Source organism: Azospirillum brasilense (genome assembly GCF_007827815.1).
In the GTDB taxonomy this organism is placed as follows: Bacteria; Pseudomonadota; Alphaproteobacteria; order Azospirillales; family Azospirillaceae; genus Azospirillum; species Azospirillum brasilense_C.
Window position 1 is genome coordinate 22,408 of record NZ_VITH01000023.1, and the last position, 26,984, is coordinate 49,391.

The following is a 26,984-nucleotide window of genomic DNA, read 5'->3' on the forward strand; positions in this document are numbered from 1 at the left end:
GCCCTCGGTTCGCGTTGCGCGCACCTTAGCGGCGCGCACCCCTCCCCCGCAAGCGCGCCGCCTTGTCCGGCGGCGCAGCGACGGGTTAGGGTCGGCGCAACGAAACCGGAAGAAACGCCTGCGAAGGAACACGATGTCGGACGCCCAACTGCTGCCCCTCCTCACCCGCATCGCCGAAGCCCTGGAACGGCTCGCCCCGCCGCCGCCGGGCCGGCTCGACCTCGGCGCCGCCGACGCCTTCGTCTGGCACGCCGATCCCGACCGGCTGGAGCCGGTGCCCACCGTCAACCGGGTCGAGATCGGCCTGCTGCGCGGCGTCGAGCGGCAGCGCGACATCCTGCTCGACAACACCACCCGCTTCGCCACCGGCCTGCCCGCCAACAACGCCCTGCTCTGGGGCTCGCGCGGCATGGGCAAAAGCTCGCTGGTCAAGTCGGTGCACGCCGCGGTGGCGCAGGAGCATCCCGGCACGCTGGCTCTGGTGGAGATCCACCGCGAGGACATTCCCACCCTGCCCCGCCTGCTCGTCCGGCTGAAGGACGAGCCGCGCCGCTTCATCCTGTTCTGCGACGACCTCTCTTTCGACCATGACGACGCCCACTACAAGTCGCTGAAGGCCGTTCTGGAGGGCGGGATCGAGGGGCGTCCGGAGAATGTGGTGTTCTACGCCACCTCCAACCGCCGCCACCTGATGCCGCGCGACATGATCGAGAACGAGCGCTCCACCGCCATCAACCCGGCCGAGGCGGTCGAGGAGAAGGTGTCGCTGTCCGACCGCTTCGGCCTGTGGCTGGGCTTCCACAACTGTGACCAGCCGACCTACTTCGCGATGATCGAGGGCTACGCCGCCCGCTTCGGGCTGGACATCCCGGCGGAGCAGCTGCGGGCCGAGGCCGTGGAATGGTCGGTGACCCGCGGCAGCCGCTCCGGCCGGGTGGCCTGGCAGTTCATCCAGGACCTGGCTGGCCGTCTGGAGAAGCCCCTTCGCTGACCCGCGGCTCCATGCGGTCGCGCGGATCGACCGCCTGGCTGCCCTTGCGCAGTTCGAAGTGAAGCTGCGGGCTCGTCACCGACCCGGTCTGGCCGACCGTGCCGATGGCCTGCCCGCGCTTCACCGCCACGCCCCGCTCCACGTCGATGCGGTCGAGATGGGCGTAGGCGGTGATGAAGCCGTCGGAATGCTTCACCAGCAGCAGATTGCCGAAGCCGCGCAGCTCGTTGCCGGCGTAGGCGACGACGCCGTTGTCGGCGGCGACCACGGTCGTTCCCTTGGTGGCGGCGATGTTCAGGCCATCGTTGTGCAGGCCGTCCGGCTTCGGCCCGAAGGTCGAGATCACCTTCCCCTTCACCGGCCAGAGCAGGCGCCCGGTGGCGCGCTGCGCCGTCGCCGGCTCCGCGGCCTTTGGCGGCGGGGGCGGGGCGGCGGCGACCTCCTGGGCCGGTGCCGGCGGCGGAGCCGGGACCGGAGCGGCCTCGACGACGCGCGGCGCGGGCGCCGGCTCCGGAACGGCGGGCTTCTGGCCGGGCGGGCGCAGCGATGTCGGGGCCTGCCCAGGCTGGTAGACTGGTGCTCCGGTCGTCGCCTCCGGCGCGGCGCCCGGCTTGGCGGCGGGCACCGGGGCGTGGACGGTCGCGGTCGACGGCGGGCTGTCCACCGGGGCCCTTTCGACCGGTGCCGGAGCCGAGGCGCCCGGCGGCGGCAGCTCCGCCGCCTGGATGGACCCGCGCGACACCTGCTTGACCGGCGCCGAGGCGACCACGCCGCCGACCGCGGCCCCGGCGTTGGAGGACGGCGCCTGGGCCACCGCGGTGCCCCCCGACGCATCGCCACCGCCCGGCAGGCGCAGCGGCTGCCCGGCCTGTACCGCGTAAGGGGCGGTCAGGCCGTTGAGGCGGGTCAGCTCGCTCATGTCCGCGCTGAACATGCGGGAGATGCCGTAGAGCGTGTCGCCGCGCTGGACGATGTACTGGCGCGACACCGGCAGGACCAAGCGCTGCCCGACCTGGAGCTGGTAGGGCGGCGACAGGTGGTTGACCTCCAACAGGTCGCGCAGCGGCACGTTGTAGCGCCGCGACAGCGAATAAGCGGAGTCCCCGCGCTGCACGATCACCGCGCCGCCGATGGAATCCGGGGTGTTGGACACCGAGGTGACCGGCGCCAGCTCTCCCGTGCGCTGCTGGCAGGCGGCGAGCAGCGGGATCATCGTCAGCGCCGCGAGGAGGGCGCGCCCGGACACGCGGAACGGGCCGGCTACTCCGTTCCGGGAGGGGACGGAGGGTCGGACAGCAACGGTACGAAGCGGACGGGCCACAAATCCTCCCGTGTAAGACCGGTTTCGGTCCGCCGGATGCGGACGACCCGCTGACCGCGGTAGTCGCCCCCCAGCGGGATGACCATGACACCACCAACGGCGAGCTGATCCGTCAAGTCCTTTGGCGCATCGGGACCTCCGGCAGCCGTGACCAGTATGCGCTCGAACGGCGCCTGTTCGGGCCAGCCCTTCGTCCCGTCGCCGTGGCGGGTCGTGATGTTGTGCAGGCGCAGAGCCTGGAATCGGCTCTCCGCCTCGGTCAGCAGCGGGCGCAGCCGCTCGACGGTGTAGACCCGCCGGCACAGCCGCGACAAAACCGCCGCCTGGTAGCCGGAGCCGGTGCCGATTTCCAGCACCCGCTGGCGCTCCCCAAGCTCCAGCGCCTGGGTCATCAGCGCCACGATCAGCGGCTGGCTGATGGTCTGGCCCAGATCGATGGGAAGCGCCGTGTCCTCCCATGCCTGATCCTGGAAGGGGTCTGGGACGAAGCGCTCGCGCGGGATCCGTTCGATCGCGGCCAGAACCCGGGTGTCGGTCACGCCGTTGCGGCGCAACGCCATCAGAAGCCGGATCTTGCGTGCCTCGACGGTCACACCCTGCCCATTCCCCTCGGAAACACCTCTATTCGAACGCGTGCCGCAACGTCTGGAGCGTCGGCGTGTGGGTCAGGTCCAGATAGACCGGCGTCACCGAAATGCCGCCGTGGAAGACCACATGGATGTCGGTGTCCGGCGCCACGTCCGCCTCGCCGCGCAGCGTCCCAATCCAGATATAGGGCTTGCCGCGCGGATCGACACGCTCCACCAGCTCGTCGCCGATCTTGCGCTTGCCGTGGCGGACCACCTGGATGCCGGTGACCCGGTCCGCCGGACAGGCCGGGAAGTTCACGTTCAGCAGGACGTATTTCGGCCAGGGCGTGGACACCGCCTTGCGGACCACCTCGGCCCCCCAGCGCTCCGCCGCCGACCAGTCGATCTGGGAGCGGGTCTCGTAATGCTGGCTGAGCGCGATGGCCGGAACGCCCAGCAGGGTCGCCTCCATGGCCGCCGCGATGGTGCCCGAATAGGTCACGTCCTCGCCGATGTTGGAGCCCTGGTTGACGCCGGACAGGACCAGCGTCGGCCGGGCGTCCCGCATCACCTTGTTGACCGCCAGCAGCACGCAGTCGGTCGGCGTGCCGTCCACCGTGAAGCGCCGCTCGTCCAGCTGGCGCAGGCGCAGCGGCCGGTTGATGGTCAGCGAATGGCTGGCCGCCGACTGCTCCATCTCCGGCGCCACCACCCACACGTCGTCGGTGAGGGAGCGCGCGATGGCCTCCAGCACCTTCAGGCCCGGCGCGTGGATGCCGTCATCGTTGGTGACGAGGATGCGCGCGTTCGACAGGTCGAGCGGGTGATCGAACATCAGGCGGTGATCCTTTCCAGCCCGCGCATGTAGGGCCGGAGCGCTTCGGGGACCAGGATGGAGCCGTCGGGCTGCTGGTAGTTCTCCAGCACCGCAATCAGGCAGCGCCCGACCGCCACGCCCGAGCCGTTCAGCGTGTGGACAAACTGCGTCTGCTTCTCGCCCTTCGGACGGCAGCGGGCCTTCATGCGGCGGGCCTGGAAGTCGCCGCAGTTCGAGCAGCTCGAAATCTCGCGGTACATGTTCTGGCCGGGCAGCCAGACCTCGATGTCGTAGGTCTTGCGCGCGGAGAAGCCCATGTCGCCGGTGCACAGCGTGACCACGCGGTAGGGCAGCCCCAGCCGCTGCAGGATGGTCTCGGCGCACTGGGTCATGCGCTGGTGCTCCGCCTCCGACTGGTCCGGCGCGGTGACGCTGACCATCTCGACCTTCCAGAACTGGTGCTGGCGGATCATGCCGCGGGTGTCGCGGCCCGCCGACCCGGCCTCGGCGCGGAAGCAGGGGGTCAGCGCGGTGTAGCGGTAGGGCAGCTCTTCCGTCGCCACGATCTGGTCGTTGACGAGGTTGGTCAGCGGCACTTCCGAGGTCGGGATCAGGTAGTGGTCGCCCGTGCGGAACAGGTCCTCCTCGAACTTCGGAAGCTGGCCGGTGCCGAACAGGGCGTTGTCGCGGACCATCAGCGGCGGCGCGATCTCGGTGTAGCCGTGCTCGCCGGTGTGGATATCCAGCATGAAGTCGGCGAGCGCGCGCTCCAGCCGGGCCAGGCCGCCCTTCAGCACGGTGAAGCGGGCGCCCGACATGCGCGACGCCGCCTCGAAATCCATCAGGCCCAGCGCTTCGCCCAGCTCGAAATGCTGCTTGGCGTCGGCGATCGCCTTCGGCTCGCCCCAACGGCGGATTTCGACGTTGGCGCTCTCGTCCGGGCCTTCCGGCACGTCGTCGGCGGGCAGGTTCGGGATGGAGGCGAGCAGACCCTCCAGCTCGGCGCCCAGCGCCTTCTCCTCCTCCTCGACCTGGGGCAGCCGTTCCTTGAGCTGCGCCATCTCGTCCATCAGCGGCTGGGCGTCGCGGCCCTCCCGCTTGGCGAGGCCGATCTCCTTCGCCGCCTCGTTGCGGCGCGCCTGCATCTCCTGCAACTGGGTCTGCGCGGCGCGGCGGCGCGAATCGAGGTCCAGCACCGTCGGCGACATCGGCTCAAGGCCCCGGCGGGCGAGACCGCGGTCGAAGGATTCGGGGTTCTCACGGATGGCGCGAAGGTCGTGCATGGCTCACGGCGATACGGAATGGGTGGGAGGCTGGTTATAGTCCGCCGCCGGGTGAAGGTCCAGAGGCGGAGCCCCGCCGATGGGAAAGACCCTGAAATGATTGGTGTCCTATACTTATCGGTGGCGCCGGGAACGCGAATGCGTGCAGAACCCCGGAATCGACCGCTGCCCCTCTCCACTCCGGACATGATCCTCGACACCCGCACCCTCATCATCGTCCTGGTGGGCATCGGCGCTCTGCTGTCCATCGCCGCCTTCCTGACCTGGAGAGCGCACCGCCACATCACCGCGCTGGCCTATTGGGCCGGGGGAGCGCTGCTCGGCACCGTCGGGATGGCCATGGTCACCGCTTACGGCGTCTGGCCGGCTGCCGCCGTCGTGCCGCTGAGCAACGCCTTGGTGGCCGCCACCTACATCCTGAACTGGTTCGGCGTGCGCAGCTTCGCCGGACGGTCCATCCCCTGGCGCTTCGGGATGGCGCTGCTCGCCGTGTTGACCGCCGGCATCGCGTGGTTCGTGGTGGCAACCAACGACGTGACGGCGCGTGTCCTGATCATGTCCGCCGGAATCACCGGCCTGTCGCTGCTGGCGGCTCTGGAGCTGTGGTGGACGGGGCCGGGGGACCGGCCGCGCCGGGCGCAACGGGTCACCGCCCTGGTTTTCCTGGCCCACGCCCTGTTCGTGGCAGGGCGCGCCGTGCTGACCGCCTGGGGCGGGCCGGTGGACAGCATCCTGTCACCCAACCTGGTGCAGAGCGCCGGATTCCTGGAGGCCATCCTGGCGGTCACGGGCTGGGGATTCGGTTTCCTCGCCATGACCAGCGAGAAGCTTCAGGCCGATCTGGACCGCATCGGCACCATCGACCCGCTGACGGGCGCCTACAACCGCCGGGCCTTCCTCAAGCACGCCGAGCGGGAGTTGCTGCGGGCGCAACGCAACGGGGCGCCGTTGACCCTGCTGCTGCTCGACCTCGACCGCTTCAAGCGGGTCAACGACACCTTCGGCCATCTCGCCGGCGACGCGCTTCTCCGGCGTTTCTCCGAGACCGTCACGACGCGGCTGCGCCGCACCGACCTGTTCGGGCGCTATGGCGGGGAGGAATTCTGCCTTCTGCTGCCCGACACCGACCGGAGCGGGGCGGCAGCATTGGCGGAGGCGCTGCGACGCGACGTGGCGGCGCGGCCGCTGCCCTTCCAGGGCCACGAGATCGCCGCCAGCGTCAGCATCGGCATCGCCGCTTGCCGCAGCGGTGAGGATCTCGATGCCGCTCTGGCGGCCGCCGACCTGGCCCTCTACCGGGCCAAGCGGAACGGCCGCAATCAGGTGGTGGTCGACGAAGCGACGGCGTAGGGCGCGACGGCCTTACGCCTGTTCGGCTTCCGTCTCGTCGGCGTCGCCGCGCGTCTTCTCGATGCGGCGGCCGATCAGGATGGACACCTCGTAGAGCGCCAGCAGCGGGATGGCGAGCCCGACCTGACTGATGACGTCCGGCGGGGTGAGCACCGCCGCGACGATGAACACGAACACGATGGCGTAGCGCCGCTTGGCGGCCAGCGTCTCCGTCGTCAGCAGCCCGGCCCGGATCAGCAGGGTCAGCAGGACCGGAAGCTGGAAGGCCAGACCGAAGGCGAAGATCAGATGCATCACGAGGCCGAGATACTCGCTGACGCGGGCTTCGAACTCGATCGGCAGGGCGCCGGCGTCCATCCCCGGGTGGAACTCGAATCCCAGGAAGAAGCGCCAAGCCAGCGGGAAGATGAAGTAATAGACCATCGCCCCGCCCAGGAAGAACAGGATCGGGGTGGCCACCAGGAAGGGCAGGAAGGCCTTGCGCTCGTGCTTGTAGAGGCCGGGCGCGACGAACATCCAGATCTGGCTGGCGACGATGGGGAAGGACAGGAAGCAGCCGGCCCAGAAAGCCACCTTCACGTAGGTGAAGAAGGCTTCGGTCAGGCCGGTGTAGATCATCCGCCGCCCCTGCCCGGCCAGGATGTCGGCCAGGGGCTGGACGAGGAAGTTGTAGATGCGGTCCGAGAAGGCGTAGCAGACGAAGAAGGCGATCAGGATCGCCAGCGTCGCGTACATCAGCCGGTTGCGCAGCTCGACCAGATGGTCGATCAGCGGCATCTTGCTTTCTTCAAGCTCGTCGTCGGACTCGCCGGTCATGCGCGTTTCGCCGGACACTGGATCACGCCTGCTTGTTCGTGGTTGCCGCCGCAGCGGAGTCGGCGGAGGCCGGAACCGGGGGCTGGGCCGGAGCCGGGACGAACTCCGCAGGCGGAGCCGGCGGAAGCGGGGCCGTGACCGGCGGCTCGGTCGCCGGCAGCGGCTGGGCCGCGGTCACCTGCGGCGAGCCGACGGGAGGCACGGGAGCGGGACCATCTTCCGGCGGGCTGCCGGGATGGCCGCCGTTGGCCCCGATGTCGGCCGCCACGTCGAAGGCGCCCTTGAGTTCCCCCTTCGGATCGATCGTGTTCTCGACCATCTTCTGGAGGTTCGTGTCGCGGACCTTCAGGGCTTCCTTGCGCAGCTCGTCGAGCTCCGCCTCGCGCATCATGTCGTCGATGTGGCCCTGAAAATCGCGCGCGACGAGGCGCGCCTTCTTCACCCATTTTCCCAGGGTGTAGATGGCCTTGGGCAGGTCCTTCGGGCCGATCACCACGAGGGCGATGACCGCGATGACCATCAGTTCCGACCATGCGATGTCGAACATGGCTCCTCAGCCTTTCGAAGCGGCGCGGGGATGACGGGCGCCGGACGGTCAGGTGCGGGCCGTCTCGTCCTTCTTCACGCCGGGATCGGCGGCAGGCGGAACCGGATGCACCGAGGACACCGGCTGGGCCGGCGGGACCGGCTGGTTCGGCAGGACCTTGGAGTCGGCACCGGTGGCGGTACCCTCTTCCTCGTCCTTCAGGCCGGCCTTGAAGTTCTTGATGCCCTTGGCGAGGTCGCCCATGACCTTCGGCAGCTTGCCGGCGCCGAACAGGAGCAGGACGATCAGAAGGACGATGACCCAATGCCAGACGCTGGAGAATCCCATGACACACGTTTCCTGAACAGGCAGCCCAATGGCGGGGCGGCACTATGGCAGAAAGGTTCCCCTCCCGCAACGATCGGTCGGGCGAAACCGCTCAAACGACTAAGTGGGTGCACCGGCTGGAAAAACGAAGGCCTGACACAGGTCCATGCACACCGAAACGTGACTTTGTTCGGCGGGCAGGAACTGGCCCGGCATGCGGGAGTGCAGATGCACCGAACCGCCCTTCCCGTCCGGCACATCGAGATGGACGAGGCTGGTCCGGCCCAGCAGGCGCGCCGCCATCACGCGCGCCAGGACCGGCAGGTCGCCGGCGGGAACGGTGGCGGCGGGCTGGGCGGACAGCTTCAGCGCCTCCGGGCGGATCAGCACGTCGACGGCGGTGCCGTCGGCGACCTCCGTGGGGATCGGGCCGACCGGGGTGTCCACCGCCCCGCCCTGCACGACGCCGGACAGCCGGTTGACCTCGCCGAAGAACTCGGCGGCGAAGGCGTTGACCGGACGGGTGTAGAGGTCCACCGGGTTGCCGACCTGAACGACCTTGCCGGCGCGCATCAGCGCGATGCGGTCGGCCAGGAACATGGCCTCCTCCGGGTCGTGGGTGACCAGCATGGTCGCCGCGCCGTTCTGCTTCAGCACGTGCAGCGTCTCGTCGCGCACCTGCTCGCGCAGCCGGGCGTCCAGGCCCGAGAAGGGCTCGTCGAGCAGCAGAACCGCCGGGTTCGGGGCGAGCGCGCGGGCGAGCGCCACGCGCTGCTGCTGCCCGCCGGAGAGATGGTGCGGGAAGGAGTCGGCGTAGCCGGCCATGCCGACCTGCCCCAGCGTCTCCAGCGCGCGCTTGCGCTGCGCCTCGCCGGACAGGGCGGTCAGGCCGAAGCGCACGTTGTCGAGCACCGACAGGTGCGGGAACAGCGCGTAATCCTGGAAGACGAGGCCGACACCGCGGCGTTCCGGCGGCACCGCGCCGCGCTCGTCCGCCACCACCGTGCCGCCGATCCGGACGGAGCCGGTCTGCACCGCCTCCAGCCCCGCCGCGATGCGCAGCAGCGAGGACTTGCCGCAGCCCGACGGCCCGCACAGGCAGACGATCTCCCCCGCCCCGATGGTCACGCTGACATCGTCGACGGCGACGACGCGCCCGTAGCGGTGGGTGACGCCGTTCAGCGCCAGGGCTTCCATCGTGATGGCGGCGCCGCCGCCCTGGGGGCCGCCCTGCGGACCGGAGGCGTCGAGATGCCGCCCGTTGACCGGCAGCGTGACCGGCGCGGCCTCGCAGGGCGCGCCCTGCCGCGGATCGGTCCCGCGGCTGAACAGGGCCGAGGCCTTGTCGCGCAGCGCGGTGCGCAGGCCGGCCGGCCGGGGTTCGGAAACGGCGTCTCCGGCAGCGGAGAAAGAGCGGGCGTCGGTGACGGACGGACGATCCATGGCGGTCCCAGTCTGAAGCGGCCCGGGGGTCGTTTGATGGCGGTCGATTGACCTTAGTACCGGTGCGCCGACCCCGATGCAAATGGTTCTTATTTTCGAGCGTTCCGCTCAGGTATCGGAATCGTCAGTGTTTTCCGATGGTTCCGTATCCTCCAGCCCGGCTCCGCCGATGCCCAGCAGCACGGGCCGCGAATCGAGCAGGCCGGCGGCGCGCAAGTCCTCGACCCCCGGCAGGTCGCGCAGCGTCTCCAGGCCGAAATGGTCGAGGAAATGGTCGGTGGTGATCCAGGTCAGCGGGCGGCCCGGCGTCTCGCGGCGGCGGCCCGGCCGGATCCAGCCGTTCTCCATCAGGATGTCCAGCGTGCCCTTGCTGGTCGCCACGCCGCGGATCGCCTCGATCTCGGCGCGGGTCACCGGCTGGTGGTAGGCGATGATCGCCAGCGTCTCGATGGCGGCGCGGGACAGCTTCTTGGAGACCTCCTCCTCCGGCCGCAGCAGCGGCGCGAGGTCGAGCGCCGTGCGGAAGGACCAGCCGGCGCCGGTGCGGATCAGGTTCACGCCCCGCGCCGCGTAATGGACGCGCAGTTCCTCCAGCAACGCCCGCACGTCGGCGTCGCGGGTCAGCCGCCGCCCCAGGGTCTCCTCGTCCAACGGGTCGGCGGAGGCGAACAGCAACGCCTCCAGCAGGCGCAGATCGCGCAAGCGCCGCTCGACCTCCTCCGGGTTCTCGATCTCCTGGATCATGCCGTCGGGTCCGCTCATTCCTCGTCGCCCTGCTCATGCTGGTGCTCATGCCGGCGCGATGCCCGGCGGACGTAGATGGGGGAAAAGGCGCCGTCCTGACGAAGCTCCACCCGCCCGGCCTTGGCCAGTTCCAGCGTCGCCGCGAAATGGGCGGCCAGCGCCGAGCGGGTCAGCAGCCCGCCGCGCACGCCGTCCGGCAGGAAGCTCGACAGGGTGGCCCAGTCCGGCATGCGGCCCAGCAGCTCGGACAGACGGCGCACCGCGTCCTCCAGCGAATAGAGGCGCACCGGCTCGATGTGCAGGACGCCGCCCTCCTGCCGCTTCTTGTGCTCGCCATAGGCCTTCAGCAGGTCGTAGAGCGTGACCTGGAAGACCGACTTGCGCAGGATGTCAAGGTCCTCCGGGGCGCCGCGGGCGAAGCGGTCCACCCCGAGTTGCGGGCGGGCGAACAGCTTGGCCGCCGCCCCCTTCATCGCCTCCAGCCGCTGGAGCTGGAAGGCCAGCGCCGCCGCCATGTCCTCGCCCGAGGGCTCCTCGTCCTCGACCTCGGGGATCAGCAGGCGGGACTTCAGATAGGCCAGCCACGCCGCCATGACGAGATAATCCGCCGCCAGTTCCAGACGCACCTTCCGCGCCTCGGCGATGAAGGCGAGATACTGGTCGGCGAGCTGGAGGATGGAAATCTTCGTCAGGTCCACCTTCTGCTCGCGCCCCAGTGCCAGCAGCATGTCGAGCGGCCCCTCGAACCCGTCCAGGACAAGGACGAGCTGTTCCGCCGGGCTGGCCGCCTCGCTCTCCTCCTCACGCTCCGGGGGCTTTTGGGCGACCATGCCGTCAGTTGCCGCTGAGGATGCGGATCAGGTCGATCATGTAGTCGATCGGCGGGCCGAGCACCCAGGAGAAGACGCTGAGGTCCATGCCCAGCTCCCGCCCGATGAAGGGCAGCAGGAAGAAGGCGCCGATCAGGATCAGCATGCCGTACTTCTCCAGCCGGGCCAGCGGGAAGGCCAGCGCGTCGGGCAGGATGCCGACCGCCACGCGCCCGCCGTCGAGCGGCGGCAGCGGGATCATGTTGAAGACCATCAGCACGACGTTGACCAGGACCGACACCTCCAGCGCGGCGCGGACCCACATCTCGGTCGCCCCTCCCTGCGGGCTGGTGAAGCCCCAGATGATCGCGGAGACCAGCGCCAGAACGAAATTCACCCCCGGGCCGGCCAGCGCCACCCACACCATGTCGCGGCGCGGGTGGTGCAGACGCCCAAAATTCACCGGCACCGGCTTGGCCCAGCCGAAGACGAAGCCGGTTGTGAAATACATCACCGCCGGCAGCACCACCGTGCCCAGCGGGTCGATGTGGCGGAGCGGGTTCAGCGTCACCCGGCCGAGCCGCCACGCCGTGTCGTCGCCGCGCCACATCGCCACGAATCCGTGCGCCGCCTCGTGCATCGTGATGGCGAGGATCGCGGGGATGGCGACCGCGAAGATCATCGGTATGCGGTCTATCAGACCTTCCAGCACGCCCGTCTCTCCCGTTATGCCCCCCGGACCCGTCCGGGAAGCCTGAGCATGGCCTTGAATCCGGCCGGCCTTAAACTTGGGGAGTTCCCAGCAGTTCCGCCAGACGCGCCCGCAGCTCGTCGGCGTCCACCGGCGGCGCCGGGCCGCGCAGCGCCTCGGCCCGCGCCCAGCGGCGGACGGCCGCGCCGCTCATCGCCGGAACGCCCTCGGCCACCGCCGCCATCTCCTCCATCACGCCGTTGCAGTGGAGCACGACGTCCAGCCCGGCGGCGAGAACCGCCTCGGCCCGGCCGCGCATGCCGCCGGCCAGCGCGCCCATCGACAGGTCGTCGCTGAACAGCAGCCCGTCGAAGCCGATGGGGGAGCCGCGCACCACGTCGCGCACCACGATCGCCGAGGTGCTGGCCGGCTGGTCCGGATCAATGGCCTTCATCACCACATGGGCGACCATGCCGAGCGGCATGTCGGCCAGGGCGCGGAAGGGCGCGAAGTCGGTGGCCTCCAGCGCCGCGCGCGGGGCGTCCACCACCGGCAGCTCGGCGTGGCTGTCGGTGAAGGCCCGGCCATGGCCGGGCAGATGCTTGACCACCGGCAGCACGCCGCCGGCCATCAGCCCCTCACAGGTCGCCCGCGCCAGATCGGCCACGCGGGCCGGATCGCCGCAGAAGGCGCGGTCGCCGATGATGTCGTGGGCGCCCTCCACCGGCACGTCGCAGACCGGGGCGCAATCCACCGTCACGCCGCAATCGGCCAGCATCAGCGCCAGCAGCCGGGCGTTGATCCGGGCGGCCTCCCGCCCGGCGGCAGCGTTGCGGGCGGCGAGGTCGCCGAAGGCGCGCATCGGCGGAAAGGCCGGCCAGTGCGGCGGGCGCATCCGGGCCACTCGACCGCCCTCCTGGTCGATCAGCACGGGAGCGTCGGCGCGGCCCACCGCCGTGCGCATCTCCGCCACCAGCGCGCGGACCTGCTCTGGCGTCTCGCAATTGCGCCGGAACAGGATGAAGCCCAGCGGATCGGCGTCGCGGAAGAAGGCGCGCTCGTCCGCGGTCAGGGCGGTGCCGGCGGCGCCGAACACCACGGCGCGATGGACCGCGCGGTCGTGTTCGGTCACGGCGTGAGCGTTCGGCAAAGCCGGATCAGGGACGGACAACCACACACCCCACATTCTGGGACTTGAGCTGGGCGCAGACCGACTTGGCGCGCTCCTCGTCGAGGCCGACGCCCTGGATGCGGTAGAAGATGCCCTTCTCGCCCAGATCAGCCTTGGCGACCTGCATGGACAGCCCGCCGAGCGCCGCACCGTAGCGGCTGGTCAGACGCTTCCATTCCGTCGAGGCCTCGGCCTCGCTGCGCACCGCGGCGAGCTGGACTCGCCAGTTCCCCCCACCCGATGCCTTGGCGGGTGCCGGGGCGGGTGCCGGCTGCGGAGCCGGGGCGGCGGCCGGCGCAGGCTGCGGCTTGGGCGCCGCGGCGGGCGGCGGGGGCGGCGTCTGGGCCTGCGGGGGAGCGGGCGCCGGCTTGGCAGCGGGCGGTGCGGGCTGCGGCTTGGGCGCCGGAGCCGCCGGCACCGGCGCCGGAAGGGCGGCCACGGCGGGCGGCGGGGCCGGAGCGGCGGCGGGCGGCGGTGCCCCCTCCCCGTCCTGGCGCGGCACCGTGGTGGTGGAGCCCGGCGGGGGCGGCGGCAACTGGGCCACCGCGGGCGCCTCCGGCAGGGTCGGCGACGGCGGCACCTGCGGCGCCACGACCGGCCGCGGCAGCGGCTCCTCCGGCGGCGGCAGCAGGCGCTCGATCTGCGACTTCGATCCGCGGTCGTTCAGCCGCTCGTAGACCAGCTTGTCCTGGTGCGGCACTTCCATGCCGCCGGGCTGCTCCGGGCGGGCCTTGGTCGGCGCACTGTCGGCCATCAGCAGCGGCGGACCGCCGTCCTGCGTGCTCTGCCCCTTGCCGCCATAGACCACGACGATCGCGCCGGCGAAGGCCACGATGCCGACCACCGCCAGACCGAGGCCGAGCAGACCGCGCCGACCTCCCCGCTGCGGCGGCGTGCCGTAGGGATCGCTGGCGTGGTTGACATCGCCCTCATACCTCATGACCGCAATTCCTCCACCGGCTCCACGCCCATCACGGCGAGACCGGAAGCGATCACCGTGGCGACCGCGCTGATCAGCGCCAGACGGGCCACCGTCACCTCCTCGTCACCCTCGATCAGGAAGCGCAGGCTGGTGTCGTCGCGGCCCTTGTTCCACAGGGCGTGGAAGTCGCTGGCGAGATCGTAGAGGTAGAAGGCCACGCGGTGCGGCTCGTGAGCCTCGGCGGCGGACTCGACCAGACGCGGCCAGGTCGCCATGCGCTTGGCCAGCGCCTTCTCCTCCTCGCTGTCGAGGCGGGCGAGGTTGGCCTTGGCGGCCAGCGCCGCCAGCGACAGGTCGGCCCCCGGCAGAGCCGTCGCGGCGTGGCGCAGGACCGAGCGGCAGCGGGCGTGGGCGTACTGCACGTAGAAGACCGGGTTGTCCTTCGACTGCTCGACGACCTTGGCGAAATCGAAGTCCAGCGTCTGGTCGTTGCGGCGGGTCAGCATGATGAAGCGGACGACGTCGCGGCCGACCTCCTCGATCACGTCGCGCAGCGTCACGAAGGTGCCGGCGCGCTTGGACATCTTCACCGGCTCGCCGTTCTTCATCAGATGGACGAGCTGGCAGAGCTTCACGTCCAACGACGCCTTGCCCTCGGTGATCGCCGTGGTCGCCGCCTGCATGCGCTTGACGTAGCCGCCATGGTCGGCGCCCCACACGTCGATCTGCAGGTCGAAGCCGCGGCGGTGCTTGTCGTAGTGGTAGGCGATGTCGTTGGAGAAATAGGTGAAGGACCCGTCCGACTTCTTCAGCGGGCGGTCGACGTCGTCGCCGAAGTCGGTGGACTTGAACAGGGTCTGCGGGCGCGGCTCCCAATCGTCGGGCTTCTTGCCCTTCGGCGGCTCCAGCACGCCGACATAGATCAGGCCGCGGTCCTCCAGCGCCTTCAGCGCCGTGTCCACCGCCCCGGCCTTCACCAGCGCGCGTTCGGAGCTGTAGACGTCCATGCGGACGCCGAGGACGCCGAGGTCCTCCTTGATCCATTCCATGATCGTGGCGATGGCGAAGTCACGGCAGGCCGGCAGCCAGTCGGCCTCGTCCGCGCCGACCCACCTGTTGCCGTCGCGCTCGGCCAGGGCCTGCCCAACCTCCTTCAGATATTCGCCGGGATAGAGACCCGCCGGGATCTCGCCGATCTCCTCGCCCAGCGCCTCGCGGTAGCGCAGGAAGGTCGAACGGCCCAGCACGTCGACCTGGGCACCGGCGTCGTTGATGTAATATTCACGGGCGACGGCGTAGCCGGCCTTCTCCAGCAGCGCCGCCAGCGCGTCGCCGAACACGGCGCCGCGGCCGTGGGCCGCGTGCAGCGGGCCGGTGGGGTTGGCCGACACATACTCGACGTTGACCGGACGCTTGCCGCCCAGCGTGCTCTCGCCATAGGCGGTGCCGGCGGTCAGCACGTCGCGGATGCGGTCGCGCCAGACGTCGGCCGTCAGGCGCAGGTTCACGAAGCCCGGACCGGCGATCTCGGCGCTCGCCACGTCGGGGCGGGTCTTCAGCTTCGCCACCAGCAGCTCGGCCAGCGCGCGGGGCGGCTTGCCCGCCGGCTTGGCCAGGATCATCGCCGCGTTGGTCGACAGGTCGCCGTGCGCCGCCTCGCGCGGCGGCTCCACCGTCAGGCGCGCGGTGTCCAGCCCCGCCGGGATCTGGCCCTCGGCGGCCAGCTCGTCCAGCAGCTTGCGGATGTCGTTCTCGAAGACCTTGAAGATGTTCATCGGTTCAATTCTTGCTTTAGGTCTGGGCCGTTTAGGTCTTGGCGTCCATGTCGAACAGGCGGGCGTATTCGGCGAGCGCGTAGCGGTCGGTCATCCCGGCGATGTAGTCGGCGACCAGCCGCGCCAGCACCGTCCGATCGCCGTGCCCGCCCTGTTTGGCGATCTCCTCCTGCCACTGCGTCGGCAGGGTGTTCGGCTCGGCCAGGAACAGGTCGAACAGGGCGGTGACCACCCGCTTGCACTTGCTCATTTCCCGGTTCACCCGGTAATGGCGGTACATGCGCTGTTTCAGGAAGGCGCGCAAGGGCCGCTGCGCCTCGACCATCGCGGGGGAGAAGCTGACGACCGGCTCCGGGAGGGCACGCAGCTCGGCGGCGCTGCCCGGACGGTGGCGGTCCAGCCGCTCCCGCGTCTCGGCCAGAAGGTCGACGATCATGTTGTTGATCATCCGCCGGATCGTCTCGTGGATCAGACGGGAGCGCTCCAGCCCCGGATAGCGGTCGCAGACCTGCCGCACCACCGGGCCGACCAGCGGCAGCTCCGCCACTTCGTCCACCGTGAACAGGCCGGCGCGCAGCCCGTCGTCGATGTCGTGATTGTTGTAGGCGATGTCGTCGGCCAGGGCCGCCACCTGCGCCTCGGCGCCCGGGTTGGTGTGAAGCTCCAGATCCCAGCGCTCCTGGAAGGCGGCCAGCGTCGTCGGCAGCGCTCCACCATCACGCAGAGGCAGCAGCGGGCCGTTGTGCTTGACCACACCCTCCAGCGCTTCCCAGGTCAGGTTCAGCCCGTCGAAGTCGGCGTAGCGGCGCTCCAGCATCGTCAGGATGCGCAGCGTCTGGTCGTTGTGGGCGAAACCACCGTAGGGCGCCATGCAGGCGTCGAGCGCGTCCTCGCCGGCATGGCCGAAGGGGGTGTGGCCGAGATCGTGGGCGAGCGCCACCGCCTCCGCCAGATCCTCGTTCAGCCCGAGCGCGCGGCTGATCGAGCGGGCGATCTGCGCCACCTCCAGGCTGTGGGTCAGGCGGGTGCGGAAATAGTCGCCCTCGTGATAGACGAAGACCTGCGTCTTGTACTTCAGCTTGCGGAAGGCACCGGAATGCACGATGCGGTCGCGGTCGCGCTGGTAGCACGAGCGCGTCGGGCTTTCCGGCTCCGGGAACAGCCGGCCGCGCGTCTGTGCGGGGTCGCAGCCATAGGGCGCCGGGCGATCCTGGAAGAAGTCCGCCGTCATGGCGCGGACACTACCGACGCAAACCGCACTGTGCAACGGCGAAGGCGGAGACCGGCCGAGACATCCGGCAGCCGCTTGCAGGCATTCGGGCGCAGGCGAACCGCAGGTCAGGCATGAGTTCGCCGGACATGCCTTTGACGAAAGGCGGACACACCCTTACATTCGTCATCGTGTCGTCTGTCCCGCGAAACCCCGCCCGCGAAACACCGAGGTCCGTCCCATGCCCGACACCGCCCTTCCCGCCACCGCGCAAGAGGGTGCGCGCGTTCTGACCGTGTCCGACAGCGCCGCCAAGCGCGTCGCCTTCCTGATCGAGCACGAGGGCGATCCGGCCCTGATGCTGCGCCTGACCGTGTCGGGCGGCGGCTGCTCCGGCTTCCAGTACGGCTTCGCCTTCGACGCCACGGCGAACGAGGACGACCATGTGTTTGAGAAGAACGGCGTGAAGGTGGTCACCGACGACGTCTCGCTGGACCTGCTGGCCGGCTCCACCCTCGATTATGTCGAGGACCTGATGGGGGCCGCCTTCCAGATCAAGAATCCGAACGCCACGGCATCCTGCGGCTGCGGCAACTCCTTCGCCGCCTGACGGGACCTTTTACCCCTTGGCCTTTCCCTCCTGGCCTTTGCCGAACAAGAAGAACACGACGTGAAGATCGCCACCTGGAACGTCAATTCGGCGAAGGCCCGCCTTCCGCTGATCACCGACTGGCTGCGCGCGGAGTCCCCGGACGTCGCGCTTCTCCAGGAGATCAAATGCGAGACCGCGGCCTTCCCCCGCGCCGCCTTCGAGGAGTTGGGCTATCACGTCACGCCGGTGGGGCAGAAGTCCTACAACGGCGTGGCGTTCCTCTCCAAGGCGCCGCACGAGGATGTGCTGACCCGCCTGCCCGGCGAGCCGGAGGACGAGCAGGCCCGCTACGTCGAGGCCACGGTGGCCGGCGTGCGCATCGCCTCGCTCTACCTGCCCAACGGCAACCCGCTCGGGACGGAGAAGTTCGCCTACAAGCTCCGCTGGATGGACCGGCTGCATGCCCATGCCCGCGGCCTGCTGGCTCAGGAGATCCCCTTCGTCCTGGGCGGCGACTACAACATCATTCCGGAACCGCGCGACGTCTTCGATCCGGTGGCCTTCGCCGGCGACGCCCTGTTCCAGCCGGAATCGCGGGCGAAATTCCGCGCCCTGCTGAATCTGGGGCTGACCGAGGCCTACCGCGCCCTGCACGACGACGACCACGCCTACACCTTCTGGGACTATCAGGCGGGTTGCTGGCCGCGCGATCTCGGGTTGCGCATCGATCACTTCCTGCTGTCCCCGCAGGCCGCCGACCGTCTGGTGGAGTGCCGCATCGACCGCCGCCCGCGCGGCGCCGAAAAAGCGTCCGACCACACGCCCGTCCTGCTCGATCTGCGCGACGGGTCAGACATTTCTTAAATTTTTTCACGCATCCTCAAGACCGACTCGGAAACCGAGCGAGCGTCCACCCGCAGGGAGAGGCGGCAAGACGATGGTCTGGGGACAGGACAGCGGCCGCAGAGCGATCGAAGAACTGCTGACGGCCATCGAGCAGCAGGCCGGCGAAGCCATCGCTTTGGGAGCGCGCGCGCAGCGCGACATTGAGGAGGACCGTTTCTCCTCCTTCCTCGGCTTCCGCCGCAAGGTGGAGGAGGTGCGTGCCCTCGTCGCCCTAACGGAAGAGCGCCTGACCACCGTCAACACGGCCAAGCTGGCCGACCTGCGCACGGAGTTCGAGCGGATCGACCTGCTGCTGACCGGCCTGCTGGCCCGCGCCACTCGGAATTACTTCGAACGCATGCGGGACGATCAGGCGCTTCCCATCGGGGCGCGCGAGCTGTTCGAGCCGGAATTGAGGATCATCGAGGAGATGCGCGGCAAGCTGGACCGCCCGCATTACGCCGGCCGCGTGTCGGCCACGGTGATCGAGGACCTGGAGGCGACCGGCGTCATGATCCGCAAGGTCATCAGCCGCGCGCCGAGCCTGCCCGATTTCTCGGATTCCCCGACACCGCCGAAGCCGACGAAGCGGCTGTCGAATCTCGGCCGCCCGATCCGGATGTGACGCACCCGCGTGGGACGGCCGCGCCCAAGGGCCCCGGACCACGGCTTGGTGATCGAGCCCGCTCCTTCCGGCGTCTCCGCCGCGGGGGTGTCCCCACGGACCTCCCCACAGCGGATGTGCCCCAGCCCTATCCGGGCGGCAACCGAACCGGCTGCCGCGCCGCCGAAACCTTGAGCGTCACTCCCACTCGATCGTGCCGGGCGGCTTCGAGGTGATGTCGTAGACGACGCGGTTGACGCCGCGCACCTCATTGACGATGCGGTTCGACACGCGGGCCAGGAAGTCGTGCGGGAACGGATACCAGTCGGCGGTCATGCCGTCGGTGGAGGTCACCGCGCGCAGCGCCAGCACATGGTCGTAGGTGCGCCCGTCGCCCATCACGCCCACGGTGCGCACCGGCAGCAGCACCGCGAAGGCCTGCCAGATCGCGTCGTAGAGGCCGGCGTTGCGGATCTCCTCCAGATAGACCGTGTCGGCCTTGCGCAGGATGTCCAGCTTCTCCGGGGTGATCTCGCCGGGGACGCGGATGGCGAGGCCGGGGCCGGGGAACGGGTGGCGCCCGATGAAGGCGGCCGGCAGGCCGAGTTCGCGGCCGAGCGCCCGGACCTCGTCCTTGAACAGCTCGCGCAGCGGCTCCACCAGCTTCAGCTTCATGCGCTCCGGCAGGCCGCCGACGTTGTGGTGCGACTTGATGGTGACCGAGGGGCCGCCGGTGAAGGACACGCTCTCGATCACGTCGGGGTACAGCGTGCCCTGGGCCAGGAACTGCGCGCCGCCGACCTTGGCGCTCTCCTCGTCGAACACCTCGATGAACAGGCCGCCGATGATCTTGCGCTTCTGCTCGGGGTCGGTGACGCCGGCCAGCTTGCCCAGGAACAGCTCGGACGCGTTCCGGTGGACCAGCGGGATGTTGTAGTGGTCGCGGAACAGCGTCACCACCTCCTCCGCCTCGCCGGCGCGCATCAGGCCGGTGTCGACGAAGATGCAGGTGAGCTGGTCGCCGATGGCCTCATGGATCAGCACGGCGGCCACCGAGGAATCGACGCCGCCCGACAGACCGCAGATCACCTTGCCGGTGCCGACCTGGGCGCGGATCTTCTCGATGGCCTGCTGCTTGAAGGCGGCCATCGTCCAGTCGCCCTTCAGGCCCGCGACGCGGTGCACGAAGTTCGACAGGAGCTGCGCGCCGTGCGGGGTGTGCACGACCTCCGGGTGGAACTGCACGCCGTAGAACTGGCGGGCGTCGTCGGCGATGGCGGCGAAGGGCGCGCCGTCGCTGACCGCCACCGCCTGGAAGCCGTCCGGCAGGGCGGTGACGCGGTCGCCGTGGCTCATCCACACCTGCTCGCGCGAGCCGACCGCCCACAGCCCGTCGAACAGGGCGCAGGTCTGCTTCACCTCGATGAAGGCGCGGCCGAACTCGCGGTGGTCGGAGCCCGACACGGTGCCGCCGAGCTGGTGGCACATCGTCTGCTGGCCGTAGCAGATGCCCAGGACCGGAACGCCCAGCGTGAAGACCAGCTCCGGCGCGCGCGGGCCGTTCTCTTCGGTGACGGAGGCCGGGCTGCCCGACAGGATGATCGCCTTCGGCGCGTACTCGCGAATCCGCTCCTCGCTCATGCTGAACGGATGGATTTCGCAATAGACGCCGGCTTCGCGGACGCGGCGGGCGATGAGCTGGGTCACCTGCGACCCGAAATCGAGGATGAGAACGCGCTCGGCGGACATGGACGACAACCTGATGCGGGGGGACAAGCCCCTGACTACCGCATTTCGGGGCCCGTGGACAAGCGTGCAAGCGGCGCGAGGTCGCGCCAGCCATAGGCGATCTCCACCAGTTCCTTCCCGGCGAAGCGGATCGGCCGCTCCGCCACGCGGACACCGCCCAGCCGCTCGTAGAACCAGCGGGCCGGATTCTCGCGCAGGCACCAGACCACGGCGGTGCGCTTGCCGCCCTCCTGAAGCCGCTCCGCCATCGTCGCCATCAGGCGGCGGCCATGCCCCCGCCCCTGCACCTCGTCCAGCAGGTAGAGGGCGTAGAATTCCCCCTCGTACCCCTCGACGGGAATGCGGCGCCCGCCGTAGGTGGCGAATCCCACCACCGAGTCCGCAGCGTCCGCCACGACCAGGGCGCCCTGCCCCGGCCCGTGCGCCTGGACGGCGTTGTGCCAGCGCATCGCCGCGGCGGCTTCCGACAGGTTGACGAGGTAGGCATCGGGGACGAGCCCCGGATAGGTGGATTGCCACGTGGCGACATGGACCTTGGCGATGCCCACCGCGTCCGACGGCCGCGCGTCGCGAATCACCAGCGCTTCATCCATGGGACATCTCCGGACCCGTTTCCCACCCCATTGGAAACTGGGAGCCGGGCTGGAGGATGTCCAGTCAGCCAAATGGGCCGGAACGGAGCGACGGTGGACGGCCGCCGCACCGCCGGCCTTCGGGTTACTGGGCCGGAAGGGCCGGAACGCCCGCCTGCCACTGGTCCCAGTGGGACACGATGTGGTCGGTCATGCGCGCACCGACCACCGCCACGTTCTCCACCGTCTCGGCGAAGCCGCCGGCGGTTTCGCCCGGCTTCGGGTCGAGATGCTCCAGCGTGGTTTCCTTGGGGTTGCCCTGGTCGAAGTTGACCGCGCCACGCAAGCTCATCACCCGGTCGGAGCCCAGCGTCCGCTTGATGACCAGCGTGATCGCCGCGGCCTCCATCTCGGTGATGACGTAATCGTCGGCGCCATAGAGCTTCGCGATGTACTGCGCCTGCTCGGACATGCCGGGGCCGTGGAAGAAGGTGTCGCCGGTCATGTGCGTACCGGTGCCGACGAAGGGCGCGCGCCGGGCGGCATCCTGCGGATAGCGCTGGCGGTAGGCACGGGCGCTGTCGGAATCCTTCAGCGGCGTATCACCGGTCAGCTTCATCGCCCAGGACACCAGCGTCGGGTTCATCTGGAACAGGCGGACGGACTCGTAGCCCTTGCGCGGCATGAAGGTCGGCTCGCCCGGCTTGCCCTCCTCCGGTGCCCAGCGGTGGCCCAGATCGTAATCCACCAACCAAGTCGCCCAGTTGACCTCGGCGATGGTGCCGCGCGACGGCGGCGTGCCGGCCACGCCGGAGATGATGAAATAGGCCTGCGACAGGTCGAGCTGCGGGTTCAGCAGGATCGCCTGCATGGACGCGGAGGAGCTGACCTTGCCCATCCCCAGGACCGCGCCGCAGACGCCGTCGGCGTTGCAGTAGACGGGGTTCAGCGCGCCCTTCACGGCGATCGGCTCGGCGGACTGCCAGTAGCGCTCGTACCAGTTCTGGAACTCTCCGGCGCGGTCGCCGGTGTTCTTGCCGATCTCGAACATGGCGCCGACGAACACCTTGACCTTGACCGGCTCAGCCGCCTCGGCGGAAGTGCCCAGCCCCAACAGGAAAAGGGCGGACAGGGCGGCGCTCCGCCAGCGGGACGTGTTCCACATCATTGCGCTCCAACATGCGGGGAAAGGTCGCACCCTAACCGCAAACCTCACGCTATGACCCGCTACAAATCAGCAGGCCCCTCCGTGTGTCCCCGCATGAGTGGCGGCGGCGATCCGGACCCGCATCATGTCGGCGGCAGGGAACGGGGCCGCCACAGCGAAGCCCGCCGGTCGCCTCAGGCCTGGAAGAAGGCGACGTAGCTGTTGGCATCGGCGGTGGTGCCGGTCGAGAACGTCATCGCCCCGACGGTTTTTCCGCTGAAGGTCATGCTGGCGTCGATCGTGCCGTTGCCATCGATGTCGCAGTGGACGGTGGCACCGTTGTAGCCGCTGGCACCGCCAATCTCCTCCCAGGACAGCTTGGAGACGCCCTCCTTGTAGCCCCACAGGGTGGACAACTCGCCACGTTCCAGATCGGTGACCGTGGACCAGGTCGTTACACCCCCGCGGCCATCGACGAAGAAGGTGTCCTTGCCGGCCCCGCCGACCAACCAGTTGGACCCCGATCCGCCGTCCAGCACGTCGTCGCCGGCGCCGCCCGTCGCCGCGTCGTCTCCGCCCAGCAGGTTGATGAAGTCGTTGCCGTCGGACCCGCCCAGCACCTCGTTGCGGGCGTCACCCAGGAAGGTCCATTGCAGACCGGGAACCGGCCCGTCATAGGCGGCCACCCTCACGTCCTCGGTGACGCCGCCCACGGTGCGCTTCATGGTCACCGAAACGCTGGGGGCCGCCGGGCCGCTGTTCTTCTCATCGCCACCGATATCCTCGGCGACTCCGAGCCCCCAATCGCCGGAGCCGGCCGTGTACGAGTTGGAGATGCTCAGATAATAGGTGCCCGGGGCGTCCGGGCGGAATTGGACGATGGAGTCGGCGCGGTAGGGATCGCGGTAGCCGATGTCGTCCCCGTCCACCGTCAGGAGAAGATACCCGCCGGAGTCGTACAGGTTGATGGATACCTGATAAGTCCCGACCCCCACAAACGTGTATTCGGCGTTCGTCGAGAGGTTCACCGTCACGAAATCCAGCGTTTCGGTCGATGTGAAGGAGCCTCTGGCGCCGCCGTCATTTTCATAGAATGTTGAGCTGCTTTTCGCAAATGACACATGGGCGTCAGGATGCTGCCACGCCTCAAGCCGACGCACCTGGGTCGCGAGGTTGTCACTCCAGTACGGATTTCTTGCCATTGACGCTCATTCCTTTGCGATACATATCACAGTATGCGCTCCGCCGAAAAAGCGCAACCAAAGGGGTTATCGCAGCAAAAAGGGCGGCCTTTCCATAGGAATAATGATTTCAAGATTGGCGTGACCGACAACCCAGGTTCCCGGCGCCGTTCCAGCCGCCGAAGCCGGTCGTCCAATGGTGCAAAGAGAATGAGCCGTTAGCGCAAAGGCAGTGTCGCACGATCATGCCGCGATGGTGGGCAGGGCAAGCCGGCTTGCGTTCCGCCCGAGATCGGTGTCGGCGGTTTTCCTTCCACCGCCAATCGCCTCACCGCTCTGATCGCGCCCAAGTCCTGCGACAGCCTTTTCATGGGTGCCGTCTGGAAGAGAACGGGAAGCCATACAGGCCGGGAAGCCGCCACACGCCCCATCACTCAAGACAAGAATCACGAGATAAAATTACCTAATGAACTAACAAGTTCCCCTTTGCTTCGGATTTATACTTAGAAACCTAACGATCATTAATATGGTTTTAGCATTTATTGCTTCATTGAAATCAAAGAATTGATCGTCACCGACAGGCAGGGAGAAAACCCATGGTCGGGAGTTCAAACATTTCCTCTCTTTCCTCGTCCGCCGTCGGATACTGGAAACCTGTGCCGTCCGGGAACGGCTCCTTCGGGCCTCAACCCTTGAGCGCGGGAAGCAGCGGAAAGACGGACGCGGTGTCCGTGAGCAAGCTCGGGCAGGCGTTGGGCGGGGCCGCCGCCGACGCGTTCAAGCAGCTCGATGCCAAGGCGCGCGGCATGCTGGAAGGGCTCGTCAGTTCCGGCAAGATCAGCGCCGAAGACGCGGTGACCGGGCTGAAATCGCTGGCGACCAAGGCGACCTTCAACCGCTACGTCGCGGAACGCCCCCGTGACGAGGAGGACAAGCAGCGGCTCGCCGACTCGGAGGCCGCTTGGCAGAAACTGCAGGCCTATGGCAGCCGGATGTCCGGCGCGTTGTCCGAGGTCGGGCGCAAAACCCAGGAGATTCAGGAAGCCCAGCAGCGCGGCGACATCTCGATGGACGAGATGAACGAACGCCTGAAGCCGGTCCAGGACGCGTTCAAGGGCGAGATCGCGGCGACCCGTGGCGCCTATGGAAAGCCGACCGACCAGACGGCCATTCTGAGCGACGCCAGTGGATTCACGAAAAACTTTCAGGGCTTCAAGTCCGCGCTGGCCTCCATGGGGGAGGACGCCGGCTTCACGGATCTGTACGCGCCGGCCGGCGAAGCCGCCGAGCAGAAGCTTCAGGAACTCGGCTTCGACCGGACCGTCTTCGGCAACGCGTTCCAGAAATTCGCGGAAACCGTGGACATTCCCGGCGTCGGGCGCAAATCCGACGCGCCCGCGCCGCCGCCCGGCCTGGACAATCAAGCCGTCACGGACAAACCCTCGGACTCCGGCCTCACGCTCAAACTGGCCGAAGCGCTCAAAGGCAATGCCCTCACCATGTTCAAGGAGGCGCTGACCGAGGATGATCGCCGAAAACTGGATGACGCCGTGCGCGTTGGCGGCCTGACCAGCGACGACGTGGCGAAGGGTTTGACGACACGTTTGAAACGCGTCGGCTTCGCTCAGTCCGGGGTCGATGTTGCCGCCGTCGATCTTGATTCGGAAGCCGCTAATCGCGCGCTCGGCGGAGCGCCACTCCTTGAGCGCGGCCAGCGCCGGTCGGACAGGCCGACGCAGCCGGACAACTCCCCGATCCGCGTCGACAAGCCATCGTCTTCATCCTCCCCGGCAACCGGCAGGGACGCTCAGGCCAACGCCTATTTCCTCGCCATTGAGGAGGGAGGCGACGATTCGGCGAAGAGGATCGCCGATCTTGGCATCAGCCTGAATCCGTTCGGCGCCTTCGGCGACACCGTCCGTCGCCTGATCGGCGAGGGGGCTTTCGATTACCGGTAGCCCCCACGGGCGTCTTGCCACACCGTGGCCGACGCCGCGCGGCAGCCTGTCACTCGGGCTTTTCTTCGTCAGCCGCTTCCACCGGTTCCTCTTCCGCCTTGCGCACCATCACGGCGGCGAAGAAGCCATCGGTGTCGTGGCGGGCCGGGGTCAGGCGCAGGTACGGCCCTTCGGCGGGCGGGGTGCCCGCTTCCTCTTCGGCCCAAACCTCGGCGACCGGCAGCACGGTGAAGTCGGGATGGGTCTCCAGGAAGGCGGCCACCTGCTTCTCGTTCTCTTCCGGCAGCAGGGAGCAGGTGGCGTAGATCAGCCGTCCGCCGGGCTTCACCAGACGGGCCGCGCTGTCCAGGATGTTGGCCTGAAGCGGCACCAACTCCGCCAGACCGGGGCCGAGCTGGCGCCAGCGGCTGTCGGGGTTGCGGCGCCAGGTGCCGGTGCCGCTGCACGGCGCATCGACCAGAACGCGGTCGAACTTGCGCTTGTGCCGCTTCACCCAGGGGTCGCGCTCGCTGGACAGCGGGTGCGCCTCGATGTTGTGCAGACCGGCGCGGCGGAACCGCTCGGCGGCGCGCTTCAGGCGCCCGGCCAGCACGTCGCAGGCGACGACGCGGCCCTTGTTCTTCATCAGCGCGGCGATGGCCAGCGTCTTGCCGCCGGCCCCGGCGCAGAAATCCACCACCTGCTGCCCCGGCTTCGGCGCCACGGCGATCGCCACGAGCTGAGAGCCCTCGTCCTGGATCTCGACTAGACCATCCTTGAAGGCGTCCACGGTGCCCAGCGGCGGACGGCCCTGGACGCGCAGGCCCAGCGGCGACCACTGCGTCGGCTCCGCGGTGATGTGGGCGCGGGCCAGCGCCTTGATCGCGCTCTCGCGGTTGGCCTTCACCGGGTTGATGCGCAGGTCGAGCGGTGCCGAGTCCAGCAACGTCCGCATCTCCACCGCGAAGCGGTCGCCCATGGCGGCGCGCATCGGCTCCTCCGCCCAGGGAGGGCATTCCACGGCCACGCTCTCCGGCATCTGCGGATGCTCCAGCGTGTGGGTGTCCAGCTCGTTGGCGAGTTTGGCCTCCTCCGGCGCCAGCGGGTCCGGGGCGAACTTGGTGGCGCCGAACAGCGCCTTCACCGTCGCCGCGGCCTTGCCCTCGGCCAGGATCTCGTTGGCGAGCGCGCGGGCGCGTGGGGTTGGCGGATGGCCCTGACGCTCCAGCCACCAGCACAGCCGGGCGTGCCGCCGCAGGATCGCGTAGGCCGTCTGCGCCACCGCGGTGCGGTCTTTCGACCCGATGTAGCGGCGGGCGCGGAAATAGGCGCTCATCACCGCGTCGGCGGGGCGCGGGGTTTCGTCGATCTCGGTCAGCAGGTCGATGACCGCCTGAAGGCGGGCGGCGGGGGTCATGGGATGGTCCTCGGATAGATTCCCTGCTCGATAACCCGAGCAGGGGGCGCTTGTCATCCCCCGCGCACGCGCGGCAGCCTTTCGAGTCGCCGCTCCAGGGCACGCGCCCTGTGACAAGACGGCCCGATCGAAACC

At 69.1% G+C, this 26,984-nt stretch carries 26 protein-coding genes; 6 read left to right on the plus strand and 20 right to left on the minus strand.

Features of this window, described 5'->3' with window-relative positions; translation table 11 throughout:
- Positions 1-133: 133 nt before the first annotated feature.
- Positions 134-991 carry an ATP-binding protein gene (locus FBZ83_RS29455; RefSeq protein WP_145690329.1) on the plus strand — a complete coding sequence of 286 codons (858 nt, stop codon included), beginning with the start codon at positions 134-136 and terminating at the stop codon, positions 989-991.
- Here the strand turns inward: FBZ83_RS29455 and FBZ83_RS29460 are convergent.
- Genes FBZ83_RS29460 through serS form a run of 4 tightly spaced genes read right to left on the minus strand, consistent with a single transcriptional unit; the run spans position 948 to position 4,981 of the window.
- The gene (locus tag FBZ83_RS29460) at positions 948-2,237 is read right to left on the minus strand and encodes a peptidoglycan DD-metalloendopeptidase family protein (RefSeq protein WP_247888532.1); all 1,290 of its coding nucleotides are present in this window, start codon (positions 2,235-2,237) and stop codon (positions 948-950) included. The two genes, FBZ83_RS29455 and FBZ83_RS29460, sit on opposite strands and share 44 nt — an antisense overlap.
- A gap of 14 nt (positions 2,238-2,251) precedes the next feature.
- Positions 2,252-2,905: a protein-L-isoaspartate(D-aspartate) O-methyltransferase gene (locus FBZ83_RS29465; RefSeq protein ID WP_145690331.1), complete on the minus strand. Its 654-nt coding sequence runs from the start codon at positions 2,903-2,905 to the stop codon at positions 2,252-2,254.
- A 28-nt stretch (positions 2,906-2,933) separates the two neighbouring features.
- On the minus strand, positions 2,934-3,716 hold the full coding sequence (gene surE / locus FBZ83_RS29470) for a 5'/3'-nucleotidase SurE (protein WP_114858910.1): 783 nt from the start codon (positions 3,714-3,716) through the stop codon (positions 2,934-2,936).
- Positions 3,716-4,981 (minus strand): serine--tRNA ligase, encoded by a 1,266-nt coding sequence (gene serS, locus FBZ83_RS29475; RefSeq protein WP_145690333.1) that lies wholly within the window; start codon positions 4,979-4,981, stop codon positions 3,716-3,718. The genes surE and serS overlap by 1 nt, the downstream gene beginning before the upstream one ends.
- Before the next feature lie 138 nt (positions 4,982-5,119).
- Here serS and FBZ83_RS29480 point away from each other — a divergent pair, with 138 nt between their 5' ends.
- Entirely contained in the window at positions 5,120-6,331 is a 1,212-nt protein-coding gene (locus FBZ83_RS29480) for a GGDEF domain-containing protein (RefSeq protein ID WP_186466226.1), read from the plus strand.
- A 12-nt stretch (positions 6,332-6,343) separates the two neighbouring features.
- Here FBZ83_RS29480 and tatC read toward each other — a convergent pair whose 3' ends face one another.
- The 11 genes from tatC to FBZ83_RS29535 all read right to left on the minus strand — a co-directional run bounded on the left by tatC (position 6,344) and on the right by FBZ83_RS29535 (position 16,786).
- On the minus strand, positions 6,344-7,147 hold the full coding sequence (tatC, locus tag FBZ83_RS29485; RefSeq protein WP_114858907.1) for a twin-arginine translocase subunit TatC: 804 nt from the start codon (positions 7,145-7,147) through the stop codon (positions 6,344-6,346).
- A gap of 22 nt (positions 7,148-7,169) precedes the next feature.
- Entirely contained in the window at positions 7,170-7,694 is a 525-nt protein-coding gene (tatB, locus tag FBZ83_RS29490) for a Sec-independent protein translocase protein TatB (protein ID WP_145690337.1), read from the minus strand.
- A 48-nt stretch (positions 7,695-7,742) separates the two neighbouring features.
- Positions 7,743-8,021, minus strand: a complete 279-nt coding sequence (locus FBZ83_RS29495; protein ID WP_145690343.1) for a twin-arginine translocase TatA/TatE family subunit — start codon at positions 8,019-8,021, stop codon at positions 7,743-7,745.
- 99 nt (positions 8,022-8,120) lie between these two features.
- The gene (locus FBZ83_RS29500) at positions 8,121-9,443 is read right to left on the minus strand and encodes an ABC transporter ATP-binding protein (protein ID WP_145690345.1); all 1,323 of its coding nucleotides are present in this window, start codon (positions 9,441-9,443) and stop codon (positions 8,121-8,123) included.
- A 108-nt stretch (positions 9,444-9,551) separates the two neighbouring features.
- Entirely contained in the window at positions 9,552-10,205 is a 654-nt protein-coding gene (gene scpB / locus FBZ83_RS29505) for an SMC-Scp complex subunit ScpB (RefSeq protein WP_145690349.1), read from the minus strand.
- The gene (locus tag FBZ83_RS29510) at positions 10,202-11,017 is read right to left on the minus strand and encodes a segregation and condensation protein A (RefSeq protein ID WP_145690352.1); all 816 of its coding nucleotides are present in this window, start codon (positions 11,015-11,017) and stop codon (positions 10,202-10,204) included. Before FBZ83_RS29510 ends, scpB begins: the two co-directional genes overlap by 4 nt.
- Positions 11,018-11,021: 4 nt before the next feature.
- Positions 11,022-11,708, minus strand: a complete 687-nt coding sequence (locus FBZ83_RS29515; protein ID WP_145690354.1) for a site-2 protease family protein — start codon at positions 11,706-11,708, stop codon at positions 11,022-11,024.
- Positions 11,709-11,778: 70 nt separating this feature from the next.
- Positions 11,779-12,819 carry a beta-N-acetylhexosaminidase gene (nagZ, locus tag FBZ83_RS29520; RefSeq protein ID WP_247888533.1) on the minus strand — a complete coding sequence of 347 codons (1,041 nt, stop codon included), beginning with the start codon at positions 12,817-12,819 and terminating at the stop codon, positions 11,779-11,781.
- A 25-nt stretch (positions 12,820-12,844) separates the two neighbouring features.
- Positions 12,845-13,798 (minus strand): SPOR domain-containing protein, encoded by a 954-nt coding sequence (locus FBZ83_RS29525; protein WP_145690358.1) that lies wholly within the window; start codon positions 13,796-13,798, stop codon positions 12,845-12,847.
- Positions 13,795-15,555: an arginine--tRNA ligase gene (gene argS, locus FBZ83_RS29530; protein WP_145690360.1), complete on the minus strand. Its 1,761-nt coding sequence runs from the start codon at positions 15,553-15,555 to the stop codon at positions 13,795-13,797. Before argS ends, FBZ83_RS29525 begins: the two co-directional genes overlap by 4 nt.
- 31 nt (positions 15,556-15,586) lie before the next feature.
- Complete coding sequence (locus FBZ83_RS29535; RefSeq protein ID WP_145690362.1) at positions 15,587-16,786, minus strand: deoxyguanosinetriphosphate triphosphohydrolase; 1,200 nt, start codon at positions 16,784-16,786, stop codon at positions 15,587-15,589.
- A gap of 220 nt (positions 16,787-17,006) precedes the next feature.
- On the opposite strand from FBZ83_RS29535, the gene erpA reads away from it, so the two are divergent.
- The 3 genes from erpA (at position 17,007) to FBZ83_RS29550 (ending at position 18,867) form a co-directional block, all read left to right on the plus strand.
- Positions 17,007-17,375, plus strand: a complete 369-nt coding sequence (gene erpA, locus FBZ83_RS29540) for an iron-sulfur cluster insertion protein ErpA (protein ID WP_040134010.1) — start codon at positions 17,007-17,009, stop codon at positions 17,373-17,375.
- Positions 17,376-17,435: 60 nt separating this feature from the next.
- The gene (locus tag FBZ83_RS29545; protein WP_137105085.1) at positions 17,436-18,221 is read left to right on the plus strand and encodes an exodeoxyribonuclease III; all 786 of its coding nucleotides are present in this window, start codon (positions 17,436-17,438) and stop codon (positions 18,219-18,221) included.
- 73 nt (positions 18,222-18,294) lie between these two features.
- A complete protein-coding gene (locus FBZ83_RS29550; RefSeq protein ID WP_145690364.1) occupies positions 18,295-18,867 on the plus strand; it encodes a hypothetical protein in 573 nt (190 codons plus the stop codon).
- A 177-nt stretch (positions 18,868-19,044) separates the two neighbouring features.
- Here the strand turns inward: FBZ83_RS29550 and guaA are convergent, their stop codons facing one another.
- The 4 genes from guaA to FBZ83_RS32180 all read right to left on the minus strand — a co-directional run bounded on the left by guaA (position 19,045) and on the right by FBZ83_RS32180 (position 23,342).
- Positions 19,045-20,595 carry a glutamine-hydrolyzing GMP synthase gene (gene guaA / locus FBZ83_RS29555; RefSeq protein WP_145690367.1) on the minus strand — a complete coding sequence of 517 codons (1,551 nt, stop codon included), beginning with the start codon at positions 20,593-20,595 and terminating at the stop codon, positions 19,045-19,047.
- Positions 20,596-20,630: 35 nt separating this feature from the next.
- On the minus strand, positions 20,631-21,188 hold the full coding sequence (locus tag FBZ83_RS29560) for a GNAT family N-acetyltransferase (protein ID WP_145690369.1): 558 nt from the start codon (positions 21,186-21,188) through the stop codon (positions 20,631-20,633).
- Positions 21,189-21,312: 124 nt separating this feature from the next.
- A complete protein-coding gene (locus tag FBZ83_RS29565) occupies positions 21,313-22,332 on the minus strand; it encodes a purine-nucleoside phosphorylase (RefSeq protein WP_145690375.1) in 1,020 nt (339 codons plus the stop codon).
- A gap of 176 nt (positions 22,333-22,508) precedes the next feature.
- Positions 22,509-23,342 carry a calcium-binding protein gene (locus tag FBZ83_RS32180; RefSeq protein WP_247888534.1) on the minus strand — a complete coding sequence of 278 codons (834 nt, stop codon included), beginning with the start codon at positions 23,340-23,342 and terminating at the stop codon, positions 22,509-22,511.
- Between the two features lie 884 nt (positions 23,343-24,226).
- Between FBZ83_RS32180 and FBZ83_RS32185 the strand changes: the two genes are divergently transcribed.
- Positions 24,227-25,453 carry a hypothetical protein gene (locus FBZ83_RS32185; protein WP_247888535.1) on the plus strand — a complete coding sequence of 409 codons (1,227 nt, stop codon included), beginning with the start codon at positions 24,227-24,229 and terminating at the stop codon, positions 25,451-25,453.
- 49 nt (positions 25,454-25,502) lie between these two features.
- Here the strand turns inward: FBZ83_RS32185 and FBZ83_RS29585 are convergent, their stop codons facing one another.
- The gene (locus FBZ83_RS29585; protein ID WP_145690376.1) at positions 25,503-26,849 is read right to left on the minus strand and encodes an RsmB/NOP family class I SAM-dependent RNA methyltransferase; all 1,347 of its coding nucleotides are present in this window, start codon (positions 26,847-26,849) and stop codon (positions 25,503-25,505) included.
- Between the last annotated feature and the right edge of the window lie 135 nt (positions 26,850-26,984).